A 17,849-nucleotide genomic window follows, 5' to 3' on the forward strand; every position below is an offset into this window, starting at 1 on the left:
CAGTAAAATCATGGAGATTTCATCGTGAAATTCAAAATGAAACTCCTTTAAAAACAGCAAATTAATAGTGAAATCGGTGGGGAGAAAGGCGTGAAATTCAATGACGGGAAATCAGTAGAAACACCCTGCATCATTGCCCCTCTCTGGGGTTGCCGATGCAGGGAAGAATGAAAATCAGCTCTTCAAATGCTTAGCCAGTACCGCAGCGATGGCGCTGTCTATCGCACTCTGCAAATCGGTTGGCAGGCGATTGAACTCATAGCTAAAGGTGCGTCCACGCGTCTTTTTGCGCGCATAGCGGTTCTTGTCGCTGAAGTCCCACAGCGGCGTGGTGATAACCTTATCCTTCTCCGGGGTCATCACCAGTAAGGCTGCTTCCTTTCTGATTTCCGCGATGATTTTATTCTTCACTTCATCTTCAGCCAGAGATGACTGAGCACGAATGCTTTCTACCGCACTGCCAATATTATCCAGCAGTTCGGGTATGGAAATATCCATGGTGGCCAGCATCTCTTCCGCAGCCAGCAGGTTCTTGTAATCGCCGTAGGTCAGCTCAGACTGCACCGGGAAAATGGACAGCAGCTCAGCAGAAACGCTGGCAGCCTGCAGTGCACGGGTCACTTTTGCCTGTGACAGGTTCTCATCCTCGGCGATCTCTTTCTGAGTCAGTCCGCTTTCCTTCAGCGCCAGCAGACGAAGGCCAACTTCGCGAATGTTGTGTTCGCGCGCGGTCTGAATATCCTGCGCCAGGTTACGGGCTTCGGCAGCGGTCAGCGGTACATCGGTGACCAGTACATCCAGCCCGACGTTGCACAGAATGGCAGATGCACGACGGCGCGATCCATCAAGGATCTCAATCGTCTCACCTTTGCGCACGCCAATCGCCGGGAAAAATTGCTGCAGTCGAAGCGTGCGGGTAATGCCTTCCAGGGATTCAGGCGTCAGCGCGGCCTGGTCACGGCCGTTGGTTTCCTGAACCACGAACGTTTTGCTGGCAACATCCGCTGCCGCAACGGTAACGCGGGAAAAAACGGCTTTTTTGCCTGATGACAGCGTAAATATCTGTTTGACCGGTTCTGCTTGCGGTTCGCTGTTTAATACCGGCGCACTGAAGGTGCGCCCGATAGTATTTCGTTTAATGTTCATCAGGCACCTCAGTTAATGCGAATAAATTCAATGCGATCAAAGACCGCTTTGGCGAAGTCTTCGGCTGCGGCACGGGCATTTTTTAACGCCTCGCTGCTGCCAATGTAAGTCGCCGGGTTGGCAGAAATAACGGTATCGAAGGATTCGCCGCAGCGTTCGAAGCCATCAAGGCGGGGAAGGGCAACGTCCAGCATATCGCCGCCGAAGATCTCTTTTGCCAGGCTGTGACAAACTTTGTGATCCGGTTTGTTAGACAGTTTGGACATAAAGCCAATATTGCCGAGCAGGCGACAACCGCAGCCGGAGGATTCAATAATGCTGACCAGCTCTGGCAAACGTGTCAGGTATTTAAGCGTTGAGTGAAAATCAACCTGCGCCGGTGGCACCGGAGTCATTAACAGATCCGCAGCGGCAATGGCATTTTTCAGAAACGCATCAAGATGGGGTCCACTATCAACAAAAATAAAGTCATAATCTGACTTTAATTTGTCGATGACATTTTCCCGCAGAACGGCGTGCGGATTCTGGCCTGGCAGATGTTCACTACACAGACCTTCCCAACCGGAAGCAATGAAAGCATCGTCAATCGAGGCGGGCAGTACATCGACACCGGGCACGACTGAGCTGACGATAAATTCTTCCAGCAGCTCTTCACGGCTGACGTTCTGTAACATCGCCTGTGCGGAAGTGGTTTCCACAATACCCACAGCCCTTGTGTGGTTAAGGAACATGGTAGCTGAAGACTGAGGATCGAGATCGATAACCAGAATGCGCAGATCTTCAAACAGAAGGTGAGGGTGAGCACGCATCGCATGTGCCAGAGAAACGGTGGAGACGGTTTTTGACACGCCGCCTTTCAGGTTGCCGACGAATACGGTCAGCGCTTCTGCATGACGGTCACGGTATTTAGGAACGCCACGGTGCTGATAGATATCCACAATATTCTGGATAGTCATCGCATACTTCGTTGACGATCCTGCAGCGCGTTTGTCAAAAACATAACCGCTTTCTTCCATTTCACTGACGGCGTAATCAACGTTTGCACGAGTCAGTTTAGGCAGTTTTGCCAGTGCGGCTTTGGCGTAGACCTGAAAGTATTCGTTCTCACGCATTTCTTCTTTCTGTGCCTGAATGTGTTCAGTCAGAGAAGTCAGCATTTTACCTGCCCGCTGGGCGATCTTTTCAGTCTGATGCGAATCCATATTCATCAATGTCTCCACTTATGTAGCTTATCGTCTTAAAATCAATAATCCTACATACGAAGATAATTATCAACATAAAGGTGGCTTTTATCTCTAAATGGATGACTGAAAGAAAAGATCGTTGTTTTACTCATATTCACACCAGAACTGTGCATTTTTTCCCCGTTATTCACAGGCCAGATCCAATAATTAGATCCTGAATAGATCATAAATAGATCCAAGAAGATCCCCGCACCCTCACAGCCCTTGTCCTGTCTGGCCTCAGACCCGATCGTTATCCACTGTAAGGAGTAAAATAACCGCTACGGTGAGTAAAACAACCGCTGTAGAGAGTCGGTTAACGGCTGAAGAGAGTAGATCAAAACCACTGTAGTGAGGAAAGGGTAAAAATCACGGTGAATAACTCTGATAAGTCTGTTTTCGTGCAGAAATGCGCCAGTAAAGGGTTGTTAAGTGAGCAGGTAAATCTGGATCGGCAGTTACCGGATCTTTTCCACAGTTTTCAGACCTGAAATAACGTAATTTTATCCACTGCTTAGATCCAGTAACAAGATCCATAAAGAACCTTATAAGAACCATAAAGATCCCTGCATGCGCTCAGGCCGCGCCACACCTGCTCCTGGAGGGGGTTGTTATCCACTGTGGTGAGTAAACTAACCACTGTGATAAGTAATAAAACCTCTGTAGCGAGTAGAACATCCGCTATAGTGAGTGTTAGTATCCACTGTAACCAGTAATCGCGATCCTCGCCTGTGAGTTTACGGAATGTGAAAAATGCCGGATAAAGATCCAGAAAACAAAATGATAGCCGACGCTTTCAGTGAAACGGATAAACGCACCGGCGAAGTTATTAACCTCACGCCTAACACCAACAATACCGTGCAGCCCGTGGCACTGATGCGGCTGGGGCTGTTTGTTCCCACGCTGAAATCCACCGCGCGCGGGCGTAAGAACCAGATGTCGACGATGGACGTCACGGAAGAGTTAAAGCAGCTGTCGATCGTCAAGTCGGAAGGGTATGAGAATATAAAGATCACCGGTGCCCGACTGGATATGGACAACGATTTTAAGACCTGGGTCGGGATCATTCATGCGTTTGCTAAATACAAGGTGCTGGGAGACAGCGTAACGCTGCCGTTCATCGATTTTGCCAAACTCTGTGGGATACCCTCGGTAAGGTCCTCTGCGCGGCTCAGAAGCCGTCTGGATGCGTCTCTGACGCGCATTGCGACCAACACCATTGCTTTCAGTAGCAAGGAAGGGGAGTACTACGTGACTCACCTGGTTCAGTCGGCGAAGTACAGCACCAAAAATGACTCGGTAACGCTCCAGGCCGATCCGAAGATCTTTGAGCTGTATCAGTTTGATAAAAAGGTGCTGCTGCAGCTCAGGGCGATCAATGAACTTTCGCGTAAAGAGTCCGCGCAGGCACTCTATACGTTTATTGAAAGCCTGCCGCCGTCACCGGCACCGATCTCTATGGCCCGCCTGCGGGCAAGGCTGAATCTGACCTCGCGAACGATCACGCAGAATGCCACGGTGCGTAAGGCGATGGAGCAGCTGAAAGAAATTGGCTACCTCGACTATACCGAAGTGAAGCGCGGCAAGGTGGTGTACTTTGTTATCCACTACAGACGGCCAAAGCTGCGCCCGGCGGACATCCCGCTCAGTCTGCCTGACATTGGCGAAGACGAGTTTGATGACATCCCGGACAGCACAGAGAAAGAAGGGGAGATGGTGATGCTCTCCCGTGAAGAGCTGGAGCTGCTGGAGAAGATCCGCAAGGGCCGCAAATCCTGATTAATTAACCACTGTAGAGAGAAGATCGTCAATTCACTATCCACTGTAGTGAGTGATCTTCCTCCCTCCCATCAATAATCACCACTGTAGAGAGTAGGGTAACCACTGTAATGAGTGGCGTTACTCTCTACAGTGGTTATTCCGCGCCGCCCTGGTGACCACTAACCTGTAATGCCTTGTTATATGGCATGTTAGTGATTACTAACATTTAAGTATCCACCTCTTTAAACCCACTTTATTTCGCCGTTACTCACCACAGTGGATAGTGCTCTCACCACAGTGGTTATCTACTCGTTGCAGTGGTTACCACTCTCTATAGTGGTTAATACTCTCCACAGTGGTTATTTCAGCGGACTTCTCTCTACAGTGGATATTCAAAGTGGATCCTCTCACTACAGTGGTTGTTGAAAGGATCTTTGGGCGGGATCGCTTTTGGTATTAAAAAAACAGCCCGGAATCGGCTCCGGGCTGTTTTTCAGGATGGGAAGGATCGTAGCGCTGTCATCGTCGGATCAATGACGGCTGGCGCAGCCACACTGCGAGGGCTCACTGAAGGTCTCGCGGCTCAGATGTGAATGTCGGACTTTCAGTTCTCCGTGACGCCATGCGCCTTCCGGATCGCTGTGGTTATCCAGCAGGCGGTTGAGCGCTTCGCCGACCAGCAGATCGCTGCGCTGTGACAGACTGGTGAGATGCCAGGTTGCGGAGTGCGCTTCACTGGTGTCGCCAGATCCAACAACGCCAACGTGAACCCGTTCGCCAAAGTCACGCACTGCCTGCAGTGCGCCAAACGCCAGCTCGTCGTTATCACAGAACAGGGCATCGATACGTTCGGAAGCCCAGGTTTGCTTCAGGTAGGCCAGCGTGGCGCGCCAGGCGTGTTCACGATCGAAGCCTCCGGCGGTCAGCACCTGTTTGACGGACTGATGTGCTGCCGCCAGCCCTTCGCTGTAGCCTTCCTGTTGTGGCAGCGGTGCGGAGTCCTGCGCCTGCAGATAGCCGAAACGGGAATAGCCCTGTGAACTTAGCAGCCTGGCAACCTGCTTACCGGCGGTGTGCCCATCAACGCCGATACTGTCTGCCGTAGCGTCTGGTGTGGCACTGCCGATATAAATGGCCGGAACCTGTGGCAGAATATCGGCGGCAATACGCAACTCGTCGCTGAAAAGTGAAGAGAGGAAAATCAGCGCATCAGGCTTTAACGGGGCTGCACTGCTCAACGCAGCCTGCAAGCCGTCACGTGAGTTAACGTTCAGCAGCAGCGTAACGCAGCCGCGCTGGTTCAACTGACGGCTCAGCTCATTCAGCAGGGTGACGGTGTAGGGGTTGGTAAATTCATCGCTGACCACGCCGATAATTTTGGTTTTATCTTCACGGGACTGCGCCATATCTGTTCTGTCCTTCATCATGGTTTACTCATTAGGCTTCTGACGGGAAAGTCGCGCTGACAGAATAGCAAAAAATGCCTTTGTCTCCATGCCCCATCGCGCAGCATGATTTTCGTGACATTGTCACGCAGGGTTACCGGATTGGTCTGAAATATCGGTGATAAAATCGGCCACGGCGATCGTTCGCCCCTGGCCGATTCACAAATTAAAAAAACCACCAGCTATCAAATCGTTAATGATTTTTGCGAGGTGTTTCTTCTCAGGTTTAATACAGTTACTCACTGAATTATCCCCCGATTCTGTGGATAAATATCTGGCTCACCCCGGGTTGAGATGAGCCCACTCTGCGTTTTACTGACCTAAGGACTCTACGTGAAGAAACGCTTCGCGCAGGCTGTCCGGCGTAACGGGGATCGGCAGCGCATGGATCGATTCTTTCGGGCGCAGGGTATGCGCGATGACCGGATCGATCTGGGCCGGATCGTTGACGTCCACGCCCAGCGCCGCCAGCGTGGTTGGCAGATTGAAGCGCTGATAGGCCGCAATCAGCTGACGCGTGGCGGCTTCATCGGACAACAACGCGCACTGCACGAGAATGCCGTAGGCCACTTTAGTGCCGTGCAGATAGCGTGCCGTCTGCGGCAGAATGGTCAGACCGTTATGCACAGCATGCGCCGCCGCGATACGCGTATAGCGTTCGCCGAGGCCGCCTACCATGCCGCCGCCGGCGATGATGGCGTCAATCACGTCCATGAAATCCTGACTCAGCACGCCTTTCTGCTGGTCGGCCAGCGCGGCTTCACTCTGCCCCAGCAGCACATCACGCAGGGTGGCAGCAGTATCAATGCCCAGACGTACAGTCAGCGGCAGTTTTTTGGGTTCGGGTGCCAGCACCACGGCTTCATACCACTTCGCCAGCGTATCGCCGATCCCGGCCAGCAGATACTCAACCGGGGCCTGCAGCAGGATCTCCGGTTCCACCAGCACCAGGTGGTTAGCATCATTGAAAATTTCATAGTGCGAGGCCTGACCGGCGGCGTTGTACCAGACCGAAAGTGGGGTCCAGGCGGCACAGGTAGCGGCGATGGTCGGGATGGCAACAAACGGCAGACTCAGACGACGAGCCAGCGCTTTGGCTGTATCCAGCAGTGCACCGCCGCCTACGCCAATCACCACCTGGCGATCGTCACCGGCGGCCTGAGCCAGCTCGGCAAGATCGGGGTCGGTACAGTGACCGCCGTATTGCAGGTGTCGCGCCCCGTTCTGTGAGAATGCCGCAGGCAGGAAAGGTCGCGCGGCATGAATTGCGCGCTCGCCGTAAAGCCACACGGCATGTGAAAGTTGTTCTTCGCTATAGAAATCTGCCAGACGCGTCAGTGCGCCGGGATGGGAATAGTAGTTAGCGGGGCCGGGAACGACCTGAATTGCAGTAATGTCCATGATAATCCTTAGTGTTTCTTTGCCTCTATCCTGCTGTAGAGCCTCTGCCACAGGCTAATACTTTTTTTATAGTTACTTATTCCTTTTACTTCTTTGTCAGTCAGTTACAGGCATGAAAAAGTGACTTATCGTGCCGTTTATTCTCCAGTTTACTTTTTGACACAGGGATCTCTGATGAAACCAATTTTTTCCGTACTGGCTCTGTTAGTTGCCAGCGCTCTGCCCGTTCATGCCGCCACGCCGACTCCGGTACCGGAGAAAATTGCCAGCCATGATGGTCCGGTGCGTATCGCCGTGATCCGTAACCTCGGTTCCGACGATAACACCACACAGTTTGTACAGGGCGCGATCCAGCAGGGTAAAGCGCTGGGCTTTAAGGTCAGTACTTTTTTAACTAACGGCGACGACGCGAAATTCCAGGATTTCGTCAACCAGGCGATCAGCCAGAAGTATGACGGGATCATTCTGTCACAGGGGCGCGCGCCGTATGCCGCACCGCTGATTAAAAAGATCGTCGACAGCGGCATTGCTGTGTCGGTGTTTGATACCTCCGTTGACGGCACCATTCCGGGCGCGACCGTTACCCAGCAGGACGATGCTTCGCTGACCAAACTCTCCTTCGGGCAGCTGGTGCAGGATTACAATGGCAAAGCCAATATCATCAAACTGTGGGTCGCCGGTTTCCCGCCGATGGAACGTCGTCAGGCCGCTTATAAGCAGCTGCTGCAGGAAAACCCGGGTATCCACGAGCTGGAATCCGTCGGTGCCGTTTCCTCCGATGTGCAGGGTGATACCGCCAATAAAGTGGGCGCGCTGCTGGCCAAATATCCGAAAGGCAAAGTGGATGCGATCTGGGGAACCTGGGACGCCTTCAGCCAGGGTGCGATGAAGGCGCTGAAAGAGAATGGCCGTACCGAAATCAAACTCTACAGCATCGACGTTTCCAACCAGGACCTGCAGCTGATGCGTGAAGCCGGCAGCCCGTGGAAAGTCACTGCGGCGGTCGATCCAAAACTGATCGGTGCCACCAACGTGCGCCTGGTGGCGTTGAAGCTGGCGGGTGAAGCCACGCCGGACAGTTACGAGTTCAAAGCCACCACGATTCCACAGGCGCTGCTGGCAGCCCAGCCTGGCCCGGTTAACGTCGCGGGCCTGAGCAAGATCATCCCGGGCTGGGGCCAGACCGAAGACTTCGTGGCGCCGTGGTTTGCTACCCTGGAAGCGAAATACAAAAAGTAAGGACGACAGCGTGTCAGACAGTTTACCGATCCCGGAATTCAGCCGGAACATGCGCCTGATTGGTCACAGCGACCAGGGTGGGCGACCGGACGGTGTACAGGTGATGGTTCACCGTGGCTACGCCTACGTGGGCCATATGGTTTCTTCCGGTTTTTCGATTATTGATGTCCGTGATGCGAAAAACCCCCGGCCTGCGGGCTATATTGCTGCGCCGCCGGGAACGTGGAATGTGCATCTCCAGGCGCATGACGATCTGCTGCTGGTGATCAACGCCCGCGATCTGTTTGCCGACGTGCGTTTTGCCGATGAGAAGGTGTATTACACCCGCTCGGTGGGGGAGACGGTCAGCGATGTGCAGGATAAGGGCTGGAGCGCCGGTCTGCGCATTTTTGATATCTCCATCCCCGATCGCCCGCGTGAAATCAGCTTCCTGCCGCTGAACGGCATTGGTATTCACCGCATCTGGTACGTAGGCGGCCGCTGGGCGTATGTTTCCGCGCTGCTGGACGGGTTTACCGACTATATCTTCCTGACCATCGACCTCGCCAATCCGCAAAAGCCGGAGGTGGCAGGCCGCTGGTGGCTGCCGGGCATGAACGCCGCAGAAGGCGAACAGCCCGACTGGCCGGAAGGTAAACGCTATGCGCTGCATCATGCGATTATCAGCGGTGATACTGCCTATGGCAGCTGGCGTGACGGCGGCCTGACGCTGCTGGACGTTAGCGACCGCAGTCAGCCGACGCTGATCAGCCATCGCAACTGGAGTCCGCCGTTCGGTGGCGGAACGCATACCGCGCTGCCGCTGCCGGATCGCGATCTTCTGGTGGTGCTGGATGAAGCGGTGCTGGATAACCAGGAAGACGGGGAAAAGCACATCTGGCTGTTTGATATTCGTGAACCGTCCAACCCGGTCAGCATCTCGACCTTCCCGCAGCCGGGTGAAATCGACTACGTGGCGAAAGGGGCGCACTTTGGTCCGCACAACCTGCATGAAAACCGCCCGGGAAGCTTTGTCAGCTCATCGCTGATCTTCGCGACCTGGCAGAATGCGGGCGTGCGTGCCTACGACATCAGCAATCCACATCAGCCGGTGGAAACCGGTGCGCTGGTGCCTGCCGCCCCGGAAAAAATGATGGATACAAGGCCGGGACGCCCGCAGGTGATCCAGTCGTGTGATGTATTTGTGGATGCCGCAGGCATTATCTACAGCACCGACTATAACGGCGGTCTGTCGATTATCGAGTATCTCGGCTAAGCACCGGTTTTTTGCCGACGGGTAAAATTAAATAGCGGGCCAATGCCCGCTATTTTTACGACTGTTTTAAGCGACTCTGACCTGCCTGACCTGCCTGACCTGCCTGACCTGCCTGACCTGCCTGACCTGCCTGACCTGCCTGACCTGCCTGGTCAGTGTGACCCATGGCGCTGTACTGACCTTTTCGCCTCGGTTTACTGCGTAAAGCGCAGCGCCAGCTGGAATGCGTGACGGGCATCAACGCGAACACCCTGCCGATCCTCATGGAAGGGAATACCGCTTTGGGACAGGCTGTTTTTCACCTGTTCCAGCGAGGTGCTGTGCAGGCTTAGCGCCACCATTCTGGCCGAACCGTTGTAGTCGTCCGGCAGCGTGCCGAACTCGGCTTTCGCCGCCTCGGTCGGAACAAAGCGTATCCGCGCCACGCCCGCATCAATGATCCGCTCACCGCTTTCCGTTTCCTGTAGCGCCACGGACGGGAACAGCTGAAGATAAACCTCGGCGGCCTGTCCGGGATGATCTGCTGCGATAACGAATTCACGGATCTGCGTGACGCCGTTCGAATGTACCTGCCAGTCTTTCTGCCAGACCGCGTCTGGAGTCAGATGTTGGCAAAAGAAGCTGCGGCCGTTCGGTACGCGATCGGCATGCAGTCTGACGGTACGAAAACGGGCTTCCGTCTCACTGCCGTCCGGCAGCGTGACCGGACGGAAAAACGACCCCGGTGGCGTATCGGCCAGCTGCTGCTGTTGCAGATGCTGGTACACCGCATCGGCATCGTTGGTTTTCCACACCAGCCCGGAAAGGCCAATCGGCGATTGCCACAGATCGCGGCGCAGATTGCCGCGATCCGGCTCATAACCGAGCAGTTCAAGGTAGTTATTGTCGAAAATCGCCAGGTGATTACTTGAACCCAGCGAGTGGTGGCCGCGTGCGGTAAGCTGGAAACCGAGACGCTGAAACAGCGCTGCCGCCTCATCCAGCTGTGGGCCGACGTTGATCACCACGTGATCTAGTGCGGGTTGCGGTTGTGACATAGAGCACTCCTGTTAAAAAGGGAGCCGCAGCTCCCCTGTCAAGTCAGACGTTTTCGGTGTATGGCTCGCCGAGAGTCAGCATCAGGCGGTTAGCCCAGGCGAAGAACGCCGTAGACTGGATCAGATCCACCAGTTCCAGTTCGCTCAGCCCCTGTTCACGCAGGGTGGCCAGCTGCTTCACATTGGCCGTTGGCGGTGTGGCGGAAAGCGAAGCGGCCAGGTCGATCAGCGCCAGCCAGCGCGGGGACTGATCCACCGCCAGCGGTTTGCCGGGGGCGGTGTCAATCAGGCGCTGAATGTCTTCCGGCTGTTTCGACAGCTGCGCGGCCTTACGGGCGTGAACTGAGGCGCAAAAAATACAGCCGTTGACCTTACTGGCGACGGTGGCGGCCAGCTCTCGCTCCTTGCGCGGCAGCCCGCCGGAGGTGAAGAAAATCCCCTTATCGGTCAGCGTGCGCTGTTCCAGCAGCGGCAGATTACGCGCCAGCAGGCGGAAGTAATCAGAATCAGTGTGGCCGAACTTGGCCAGCGTGGCTTTTTCCAGCGCGTTGAACTCGGCCAGCGGTTTGGCTGCCAGCCAAGGCTCCCAGCCCAGCTCTTCACGCGTAAAGGCCGGTGGCGCATTTTTCCCGCTCAGGGTCTGTGGTTCGGTGCGCCAGGCGGCCGCAGTAACCGGCTGTGAGCTGGCCGCCGAACCGTTCTCGCCGTTCAGCAGGCGGTAACCGCGCAGCAGACGGCTCTGGAAGCTGATAAACGCCACCAGTTGAGAGAGGGTCACGATGGCTTCTTTACTCCATCCCGCCTGTTCCAGCACCTGCAAATGGGACGGTTCTGCGCTGGCCGGTTTAAAGGTCAGCAGCTCGGCATGTGCCAGCGCGGAGGCCAGCCGATCTTCTGCCGGGGCTGTGGTGATCCGCCCGGCATAGTGTGCCGTCAGCGATTCTTCGCCGTGCCAGCGGGCAATCTGCTCTGCCAGAGCCAGGCGCAGAGAGAGCGGGAAATCACCCGAATCATTGCCGCTAAACAGCACATCGTAGCTGCCCTGCGTATGCGTAGTGGCGGCTTCTCGGGTCAGGCGGGCTTCCGCCAGCGGGCTGTCTGCCGCAATATCGGCCAGTTTTTGCAGTAAATCCTGAGACTGAGTCATACGGTTTCCTTGTGGTTCTGTGCGCTAACGGCCGGTCGCCAGCCCAGCACTGGGGCGACCTCGGTGGCCAGCAGTTCGATAGAGGTTAAAATGTGCTGGTGCGGCGGATCGATAGAGTGCACCTGGAACGAAATATCGGTGACGCGCGGCAGGGTGCTGTCTTTGCGCAGCGAGGCGACAACCTCTTCCGGCGTGCCGAGATGGGCATCAAAGGCGGTTATATAGTCATCCAGCGTATCGCCCGGTACGACATGCCCGGCGGCACGGTGTTGTTCCGCCTGTGCGGTAAGCCCCGGCAGCGCCAGGCGGCGTGCTTCACTGCCGTCGCGGCTGACGAAGGCGGTGCGCGAGGCCAGAATGCGCGGTTCAACACCGGAAGGCAGTGCCTCCAGATAGGCATCGATCAGCGGATTCTGAATGGCATCCAGCGGCAGCTCCGGCTGACCTGCCGGGCGCGGCTGGGTGCGCGACAGCATCAGCCCGTGCCCGGCGGCACCGGCGCGGGCGGCTCCGGCAACGGAGAACGTGGCCTGCCACAGGCGATCGGCCAGCTGCGGCGCGGCCGGATACAGTCGGTTGTCCTCATGAGCCAGCGGTGCGTTGCCCCAGGCCTGCAGCAGCGTATCCAGATTGGCCGAGAAGGCGTCGGCACGCTGCTCAAAGGTCAGATCGAACGGCAGGAATGAGGTGGGCGTGCCGCCGGACCCCAGACCCAGTTCCAGGCGATGATGGCTGAGCAGATCGAGTACGGCGGCATCTTCCGCGACCCGCAGCGCGTTCTCCATCGGCAGGGTGATAATCGCCGTGCCAAGACGAATGCGTGACGTCTGTGCAGCCACGCTGGCGAGGAACAGCAGCGGGGAGGGCAGACCGCCCTCGTGTTCGTGAAAATGGTGCTGGGCGACCCAGGCGGTGTCAAATCCCCAGCGTTCCGCATGCTGAATTTGCAGCGTGGCCAGGTGATAGCGTTCCTGCGCGCTGGTTTTATCCAGCAGGCGGGTGAAAAATCCAAGACGTTTAGCGGTCATGCGGTGTCCTTAGCGCGAGTCAAAACGGGGATCGCGGCAATCAGTTCGCGGGTGTAGTCGCTGGCGGGGCGATTAAACACTTCGGCGGTGTTGCCGTAATCGATCTGCTGCCCGGCACGCAGCACGGAAACGCTGTGCGCCAGCTGCCGGACCGTGGCGAGATCGTGTGAAATAAACAGATAGCTCAGACCCAGTTCCTGCTGTAGCTGAAGCAGCAGGGTGAGGATCTGCGCCTGAATGGTGACATCCAGCGCCGACGTAGCTTCATCCAGCACCAGGATCTGCGGGCGCAGGATCAGTGCACGGGCAATCGCCACGCGCTGGCGCTGGCCGCCGGAAAGTTCATGCGGTTTGCGGTCCAGCAGGGTAAGCGGCAGCGCCACGCGGGTCGCTGCTTCTTCTACACGCTGGCGGCGTTCCTGCTGGCTCAGCGGTTCGTAGTTCAGCAGCGGTTCTTCAATCACCCGATACAGCGTTTGTGACGGATCGAGCGAGGCAAACGGGTTCTGATAGACCAGCTGGATCTTGCGGCGCAGCTGACGCAGGGCTTCGCCGCGCAGCGATGAGGCATCAATACCGTCAATCACCACTCTGCCGCTGTCGGCCTGCTGGAAGCCAAGCAGGATGCGGGCGAGGGTGGTTTTGCCCGACCCGGATTCTCCGACCAGGGCATGCGTCGTACCGCGCTGAACGCTGAAAGACACGTTGTTCAGCGCCTGGAAACCTTCGCCTTTACCCAAAGAGAAATATTTGTTCAGGCCGATGATTTCCACCGCCGGTTGGGAAAACTGCTGCCGCTGAGTCGGAGCGAAACCGCTTTCGGAAAGCGCGGGCGCATCGGCGAACAGCTGGCGGGTATAGGCATCCTGCGGTGAATGGACAATCGCCTCCGCGCTGCCCTGTTCACGGATCTCACCGTGGCGGAAGACCAGAATGCGATCGGAACGCGCTGCTGCCACGGCCAGGTCGTGGGTGACAAACAGCACTGCGGTGCCCGATTCACGGCGCAGCTCGTCGATCAGATCGAGAATGCGCTTCTGCACGGTGACATCCAGCGCGCTGGTCGGCTCATCGGCGATAATCAGCGCCGGTTTCAGCGCAATAGCAATGGCGATCAGCACCCGCTGCTTCATGCCGCCGGAAAGCTGGTGTGGATACTGCTGTGCGCGCTGTTCGGGATGCGATAACCCGACGCGCTTCAGCAGTGCCACCACGCGCTCGCGGCGCTGCTGGCGTGATAATGGTTCATGCAGCAGCAGGATCTCTTCCACCTGTGCACCAATGGTTTTTACCGGGTTCAGCGAGCTGCCGGGGTCCTGCGGGATCAGGCTGATGGCGGCCCCGCGAATGCCGTCCAGGCGCTTCTGCGACCAGTGGGTGATCTCCACGCCGTTCAGCCAGATTTGCCCCGCTTCGCGCACCGCATTGTCCGCCAGCAGGCCGATAATCGACTGTGCGGTGGTGGTTTTACCGGAGCCGGACTCGCCGACCAGCGCCACTACTTCGCCCCGCTCCACGCTGAAGGAGACATTGTGGATCACGCGTTTTTGCTCACCGCCGCTGCGGTAAGCGATGCTCAGATTGTTCACTTTGAGCACCGGCTGGGTCGATTCGCTCATCGGCGGCCTCCTGAATAATGATGGCTGATGCGATTGGCGGACAGTACCACCAGCACTACGACAATCCCCGGGAAGGTGGTCAGCCACCAGGCGGTAGAAATATAGTTACGTCCTTCGGCGATCAGTAACCCCCACTCCGGGGTAGGCGGCGGTGTGCCGTAACCCAGGAAGCTGAGTGTGGAAATCGCCAGGATTGCACTGCCGAATTGCAGCGCCGAGAACGCCAGCACCGGCGTCAGCGAGTTCGGTAAAATGTGCCGCCACAGGACCGCGAAGAAGGTGCCGCCGCTGCCGTAAGCCGCCTCAACGTATTCGGAATGGCGCACGCGAACCACCTCAGAGCGGGCGAGGCGGGCGAAGTTGGCGATGGAGGTGATCCCCACCGCAATTGCGGCGTTAACGGTGCCGAAGCCGAGCAAAATGATAATGCTCAGGGAGAGCAGCAGGCCGGGAATCGCCAGCAGCACGTCCACCAGCCGCATGACTACGCTTTCGCTGCGTCCGCCCAGTGCCCCGGCGATCACGCCGAGCAGCGTACCTACCGTCAGGCCGAGCGCCACGGCCACCAGCGCGCCGCTCAGTGAATGGGATGCGCCCCAGACGATGCGCGCATAAAGGTCGCGTCCCAGCTGATCGGTGCCGAGCCAGTGCCCGGCCTGCGGTGCCAGGCGCTGCGCACCGGCCACCCCTTCGGTGGCGCTCCAGTCGGTAAACCAGCCGGGAACCAGCGCCCAGAGAATGGCGATGGCTATCACCAGCCAGGCCAGCACCAGCCCCGGACGAAACTGCCGTGGCAGAATGTTGCGCCAGTGCAGGCGGGTAGCTTTGTGTGTGCTGTTCAAATCGGCGAGGCTCATGATGCCGCCCTCTGATAATGCTTAAGACGCGGGTCGAGTAACGGAGAGAAGACGTCGACCAGTAAATTGATCAGCACGAAGCCAGTAGCGGAAATCATCACGATCGCCTGCAGCACCGCCACGTCCTGATTGTTCACCGCCTGCTGAGTCAGCTGGCCCAGCCCGCTGAGGCCGAACACCGTTTCGGTGATCAGCGCTCCGGCAATCAGCTCGCCCAGCAGCAGACCGGCAATGGTCAGCACTGGCAGCAGCGCATTACGCGCCACGTGGTGCCACAGCACCCGCCGCTGGCTGGCTCCTTTGGCGCGGGCAACGGCGACAAAGGGCTGAGTCTGCACCTGATCAATACTGCGGATCAGGATCTGCGCCAGCGGTGCTGAAATCGGCACCGCCAGGGTGATCACCGGCAGGATCAGACCGACCCACTCGCCGGGGTTGATCACCGGTATCCAGCGCAGCTGGAAGGAGAAGACCTGAATCAGCGCAATCCCCAGCCAGAAGGTGGGGATCGAGATAAACAGAGACGGCAGCGACTGCAAGGCGTTACGCAGCCAGCGCAGCCCGGTCAGGCTGGAGCTGAAGGCAATCACCACCGCCAGCAGCGTGGCCAGCACAAAGCCCGGCAGCGCCAGGCGCAGCGTGGCAGGGAAGTTTTCGGCCAGCAGCTCGCTGACCGGCACCCCGGCCTGCACGGAGAAGCCAAAGTCTCCGCGCAGCATACTGCCGAGAGAGTGCAGATACTGCTTCCACAGCGGCGTGGTGGCCCCGTAAGACTGGCGCATCTCTTCGATCTGCGCCGGGCTCAGTCCTAAATCAGGGTTCTGAAATTTAATCAGAATCGCATCGCCGGGCAGCACCTGTAGCAGTACAAAGGAGACGGTAAACGCCACCCACAGCACCAGCAGAGCCTGTCCCAGTCGCTGAGTGAAATATCCCGTCATCGCTGTTTACCTCAGTGTTTTTCCAGCCAGGCACCGTAGAAGCTCGGGCGACCTACGGCTTCGAAGGTCAGACCCTTCAGCCACGGCGCGCCGGCAAACACCTGCGGTTCTTCAAAGATCGGAATGTTATAGGCCTGCTCGATCAGATAGCGCTGCGCATCGCCGGTCAGCGCCAGGCGTTTCTGCGGATCGGTTTCGGCCGCGATGCCTTCAAGAATGCCGTTGAGCTTGTCGTCACGGAAGGTTTTCACCAGGCTGCTTGAACCGCCTTTCTGCAACAGGCCATCGCGGTTAGTCGGATAGAACTGGCTTTTCACCACGTCCGGATCGGCACGACCCACTTCGGTGACGGAAACCGGGGTTTTCTGCGGGTCGAGGTTATCGACGGTTTTACTGCCCGCATCGCCCGCTTTCACCGCCAGCGAAACGCCAACCTGTTTCCACTGCTGTGCCACCAGCTGTAAGACCTCTTTGTTTTGCGGCTGCGGCAGCGATTCATACACCGTCAGCGCCAGCTTCTGGCCGTCTTTCTGACGGATGCCGTCGCTGCCCGCTTTCCAGCCCGCTTCATCGAGCAGTTTGTTGGCCAGCGCCGGGTCAAATTTCAGCTGGTCACTGAGGTCAACGAAGCCCGCCGCCGAGCTGGCCAGCACCGACTTCGCCACCGGGTAGTTTGGTGAGAACAGGGTGTCGACGATCTGCTGGCTGTTGGTGGCGTGCAGCAGGGCTTTACGCACCTTCACATCTGCGACCAGTGCGTTGTCCGGGCGGAAGCTCAGGCTGTCGTTAATCCCGCGAGTTGGTGCCGCGTAAATCGGGAAGTTTTGTTGTTCTGCCTGCTTTTCATCGTAGGCCTGCACCTGGCGAATGGCTCCCGCCTGGCCTGCCAGCAATGCGCCAATGCGCACGCTGTCTTCCGGGGTGACGATAATTTTAATCGCGTCCAGATTGGCGCGGCCCTGCTGTGCACCGTTCTTCGGTCCCCACTGGTAGTCGGCGCGGACTTTCAGATCCACCTCGCGGCCCAGCTTCTCATCGCTGACCACAAACGGACCGGAACCAATAATGTGGCGGGCATCGCCCAGCGCCTCAAAATTGCGCGCCAGCGTGCTGAGGGACACCAGACCGGAACCGATGGTGGCGGTGCCCTGCAGGAAGCCCGGCGACGGCTTTTTGAAGAAGAACTTCACCGTCAGCGGGTCGATCACTTCGCTGTGGTCATAGTTGTTGATCACTTCCGACACCGGCAGGCGCTGGGCTTTATTGCCGAGGCCGTAGGTATCAAAGTTTTTCGCGACCGCGTTGGCATCCAGCGGCGTGCCGTCAGAGAACGTCACCCCCGGGCGGATTTTAAAGGTGTATTCGGTTTTGTCCGCGTTGCTGCTCCAGCTTTCCGCAATCCACGGTTCCACTTCCAGCGTTTTCGGGTTCTGCCAGGTCAGTTTATCGGTGATCTGATTCAGAATGCCGCCGTTGGGATAGAAGCCACCGGCCGGCGGATAAAGGTTGGTATGTGCCTGCTGCTCAAGGTAAACCAGCGTGCCGCCCTGAACGGGTTTATCGGCGGCCTGTGCGGCAATCACCCCGGAAAATAACGCCAGTGCGCCGGCGAGGGCGTTGAGGCGGAAAGTCGTGCGCATGAGGAATTCCTTTATTGTCAGTTTGTTTTATCTGCTGACGATAAATATCAATCCTGACAAGGGGTTTGGTGAACCAAGGAATTCATCTAGCTATTTGCGTTTTTTGCATA

At 57.2% G+C, this 17,849-nt stretch carries 14 protein-coding genes; 3 read left to right on the forward strand and 11 right to left on the reverse strand.

Annotation, left to right across the window (positions count from 1 at the left end):
* Window positions 1–174: 174 nt before the first annotated feature.
* Both OMR58_RS00005 and OMR58_RS00010 read right to left on the reverse strand, forming a co-directional pair.
* The gene (locus OMR58_RS00005; protein ID WP_264545019.1) at window positions 175–1,146 is read right to left on the reverse strand and encodes a ParB family protein; all 972 of its coding nucleotides are present in this window, start codon (window positions 1,144–1,146) and stop codon (window positions 175–177) included.
* An 8-nt stretch (window positions 1,147–1,154) separates the two neighbouring features.
* Complete coding sequence (locus OMR58_RS00010; RefSeq protein WP_200545069.1) at window positions 1,155–2,348, reverse strand: AAA family ATPase; 1,194 nt, start codon at window positions 2,346–2,348, stop codon at window positions 1,155–1,157.
* 774 nt (window positions 2,349–3,122) lie between these two features.
* On the opposite strand from OMR58_RS00010, the gene OMR58_RS00015 reads away from it, so the two are divergent.
* Window positions 3,123–4,148, forward strand: coding sequence for a RepB family plasmid replication initiator protein (locus OMR58_RS00015; RefSeq protein ID WP_105591681.1), 1,026 nt, complete (start codon window positions 3,123–3,125; stop codon window positions 4,146–4,148).
* 512 nt (window positions 4,149–4,660) lie between these two features.
* On the opposite strand, the gene OMR58_RS00020 is transcribed toward OMR58_RS00015, so the two are convergent.
* Both OMR58_RS00020 and OMR58_RS00025 read right to left on the reverse strand, forming a co-directional pair.
* Entirely contained in the window at window positions 4,661–5,557 is an 897-nt protein-coding gene (locus OMR58_RS00020) for a substrate-binding domain-containing protein (protein WP_234471686.1), read from the reverse strand.
* 330 nt (window positions 5,558–5,887) lie between these two features.
* Complete coding sequence (locus tag OMR58_RS00025) at window positions 5,888–6,976, reverse strand: oxidoreductase (RefSeq protein WP_264545020.1); 1,089 nt, start codon at window positions 6,974–6,976, stop codon at window positions 5,888–5,890.
* A gap of 174 nt (window positions 6,977–7,150) precedes the next feature.
* Here OMR58_RS00025 and OMR58_RS00030 point away from each other — a divergent pair, with 174 nt between their 5' ends.
* Both OMR58_RS00030 and OMR58_RS00035 read left to right on the forward strand, forming a co-directional pair.
* Window positions 7,151–8,215, forward strand: coding sequence for a sugar ABC transporter substrate-binding protein (locus OMR58_RS00030; RefSeq protein ID WP_264545021.1), 1,065 nt, complete (start codon window positions 7,151–7,153; stop codon window positions 8,213–8,215).
* Window positions 8,216–8,264: 49 nt separating this feature from the next.
* Window positions 8,265–9,470, forward strand: coding sequence for an LVIVD repeat-containing protein (locus OMR58_RS00035; protein WP_444861286.1), 1,206 nt, complete (start codon window positions 8,265–8,267; stop codon window positions 9,468–9,470).
* A 194-nt stretch (window positions 9,471–9,664) separates the two neighbouring features.
* On the opposite strand, the gene OMR58_RS00040 is transcribed toward OMR58_RS00035, so the two are convergent.
* From OMR58_RS00040 to OMR58_RS00070, 7 genes are read right to left on the reverse strand one after another with little or no spacing between them, the layout of a single operon-like run.
* On the reverse strand, window positions 9,665–10,507 hold the full coding sequence (locus OMR58_RS00040; protein ID WP_200559262.1) for a VOC family protein: 843 nt from the start codon (window positions 10,505–10,507) through the stop codon (window positions 9,665–9,667).
* A gap of 43 nt (window positions 10,508–10,550) precedes the next feature.
* A complete protein-coding gene (locus OMR58_RS00045; protein ID WP_264545023.1) occupies window positions 10,551–11,654 on the reverse strand; it encodes an alkylhydroperoxidase domain protein in 1,104 nt (367 codons plus the stop codon).
* Window positions 11,651–12,682 (reverse strand): putative FMN-dependent luciferase-like monooxygenase, encoded by a 1,032-nt coding sequence (locus tag OMR58_RS00050; RefSeq protein ID WP_264545024.1) that lies wholly within the window; start codon window positions 12,680–12,682, stop codon window positions 11,651–11,653. The genes OMR58_RS00045 and OMR58_RS00050 overlap by 4 nt, the downstream gene beginning before the upstream one ends.
* Window positions 12,679–14,301 carry a dipeptide ABC transporter ATP-binding protein gene (locus tag OMR58_RS00055; RefSeq protein ID WP_264545025.1) on the reverse strand — a complete coding sequence of 541 codons (1,623 nt, stop codon included), beginning with the start codon at window positions 14,299–14,301 and terminating at the stop codon, window positions 12,679–12,681. Before OMR58_RS00055 ends, OMR58_RS00050 begins: the two co-directional genes overlap by 4 nt.
* Window positions 14,298–15,158: an ABC transporter permease gene (locus OMR58_RS00060; RefSeq protein WP_264545026.1), complete on the reverse strand. Its 861-nt coding sequence runs from the start codon at window positions 15,156–15,158 to the stop codon at window positions 14,298–14,300. The genes OMR58_RS00055 and OMR58_RS00060 overlap by 4 nt, the downstream gene beginning before the upstream one ends.
* Window positions 15,155–16,099: an ABC transporter permease gene (locus OMR58_RS00065; RefSeq protein WP_264545027.1), complete on the reverse strand. Its 945-nt coding sequence runs from the start codon at window positions 16,097–16,099 to the stop codon at window positions 15,155–15,157. Before OMR58_RS00065 ends, OMR58_RS00060 begins: the two co-directional genes overlap by 4 nt.
* 11 nt (window positions 16,100–16,110) lie before the next feature.
* Window positions 16,111–17,739, reverse strand: coding sequence for a TIGR04028 family ABC transporter substrate-binding protein (locus tag OMR58_RS00070; RefSeq protein WP_200559268.1), 1,629 nt, complete (start codon window positions 17,737–17,739; stop codon window positions 16,111–16,113).
* Between the last annotated feature and the right edge of the window lie 110 nt (window positions 17,740–17,849).

Source organism: Erwinia sp. INIA01 (assembly GCF_025947915.1).
GTDB lineage: Bacteria > Pseudomonadota > Gammaproteobacteria > Enterobacterales > Enterobacteriaceae > Erwinia > Erwinia coffeiphila.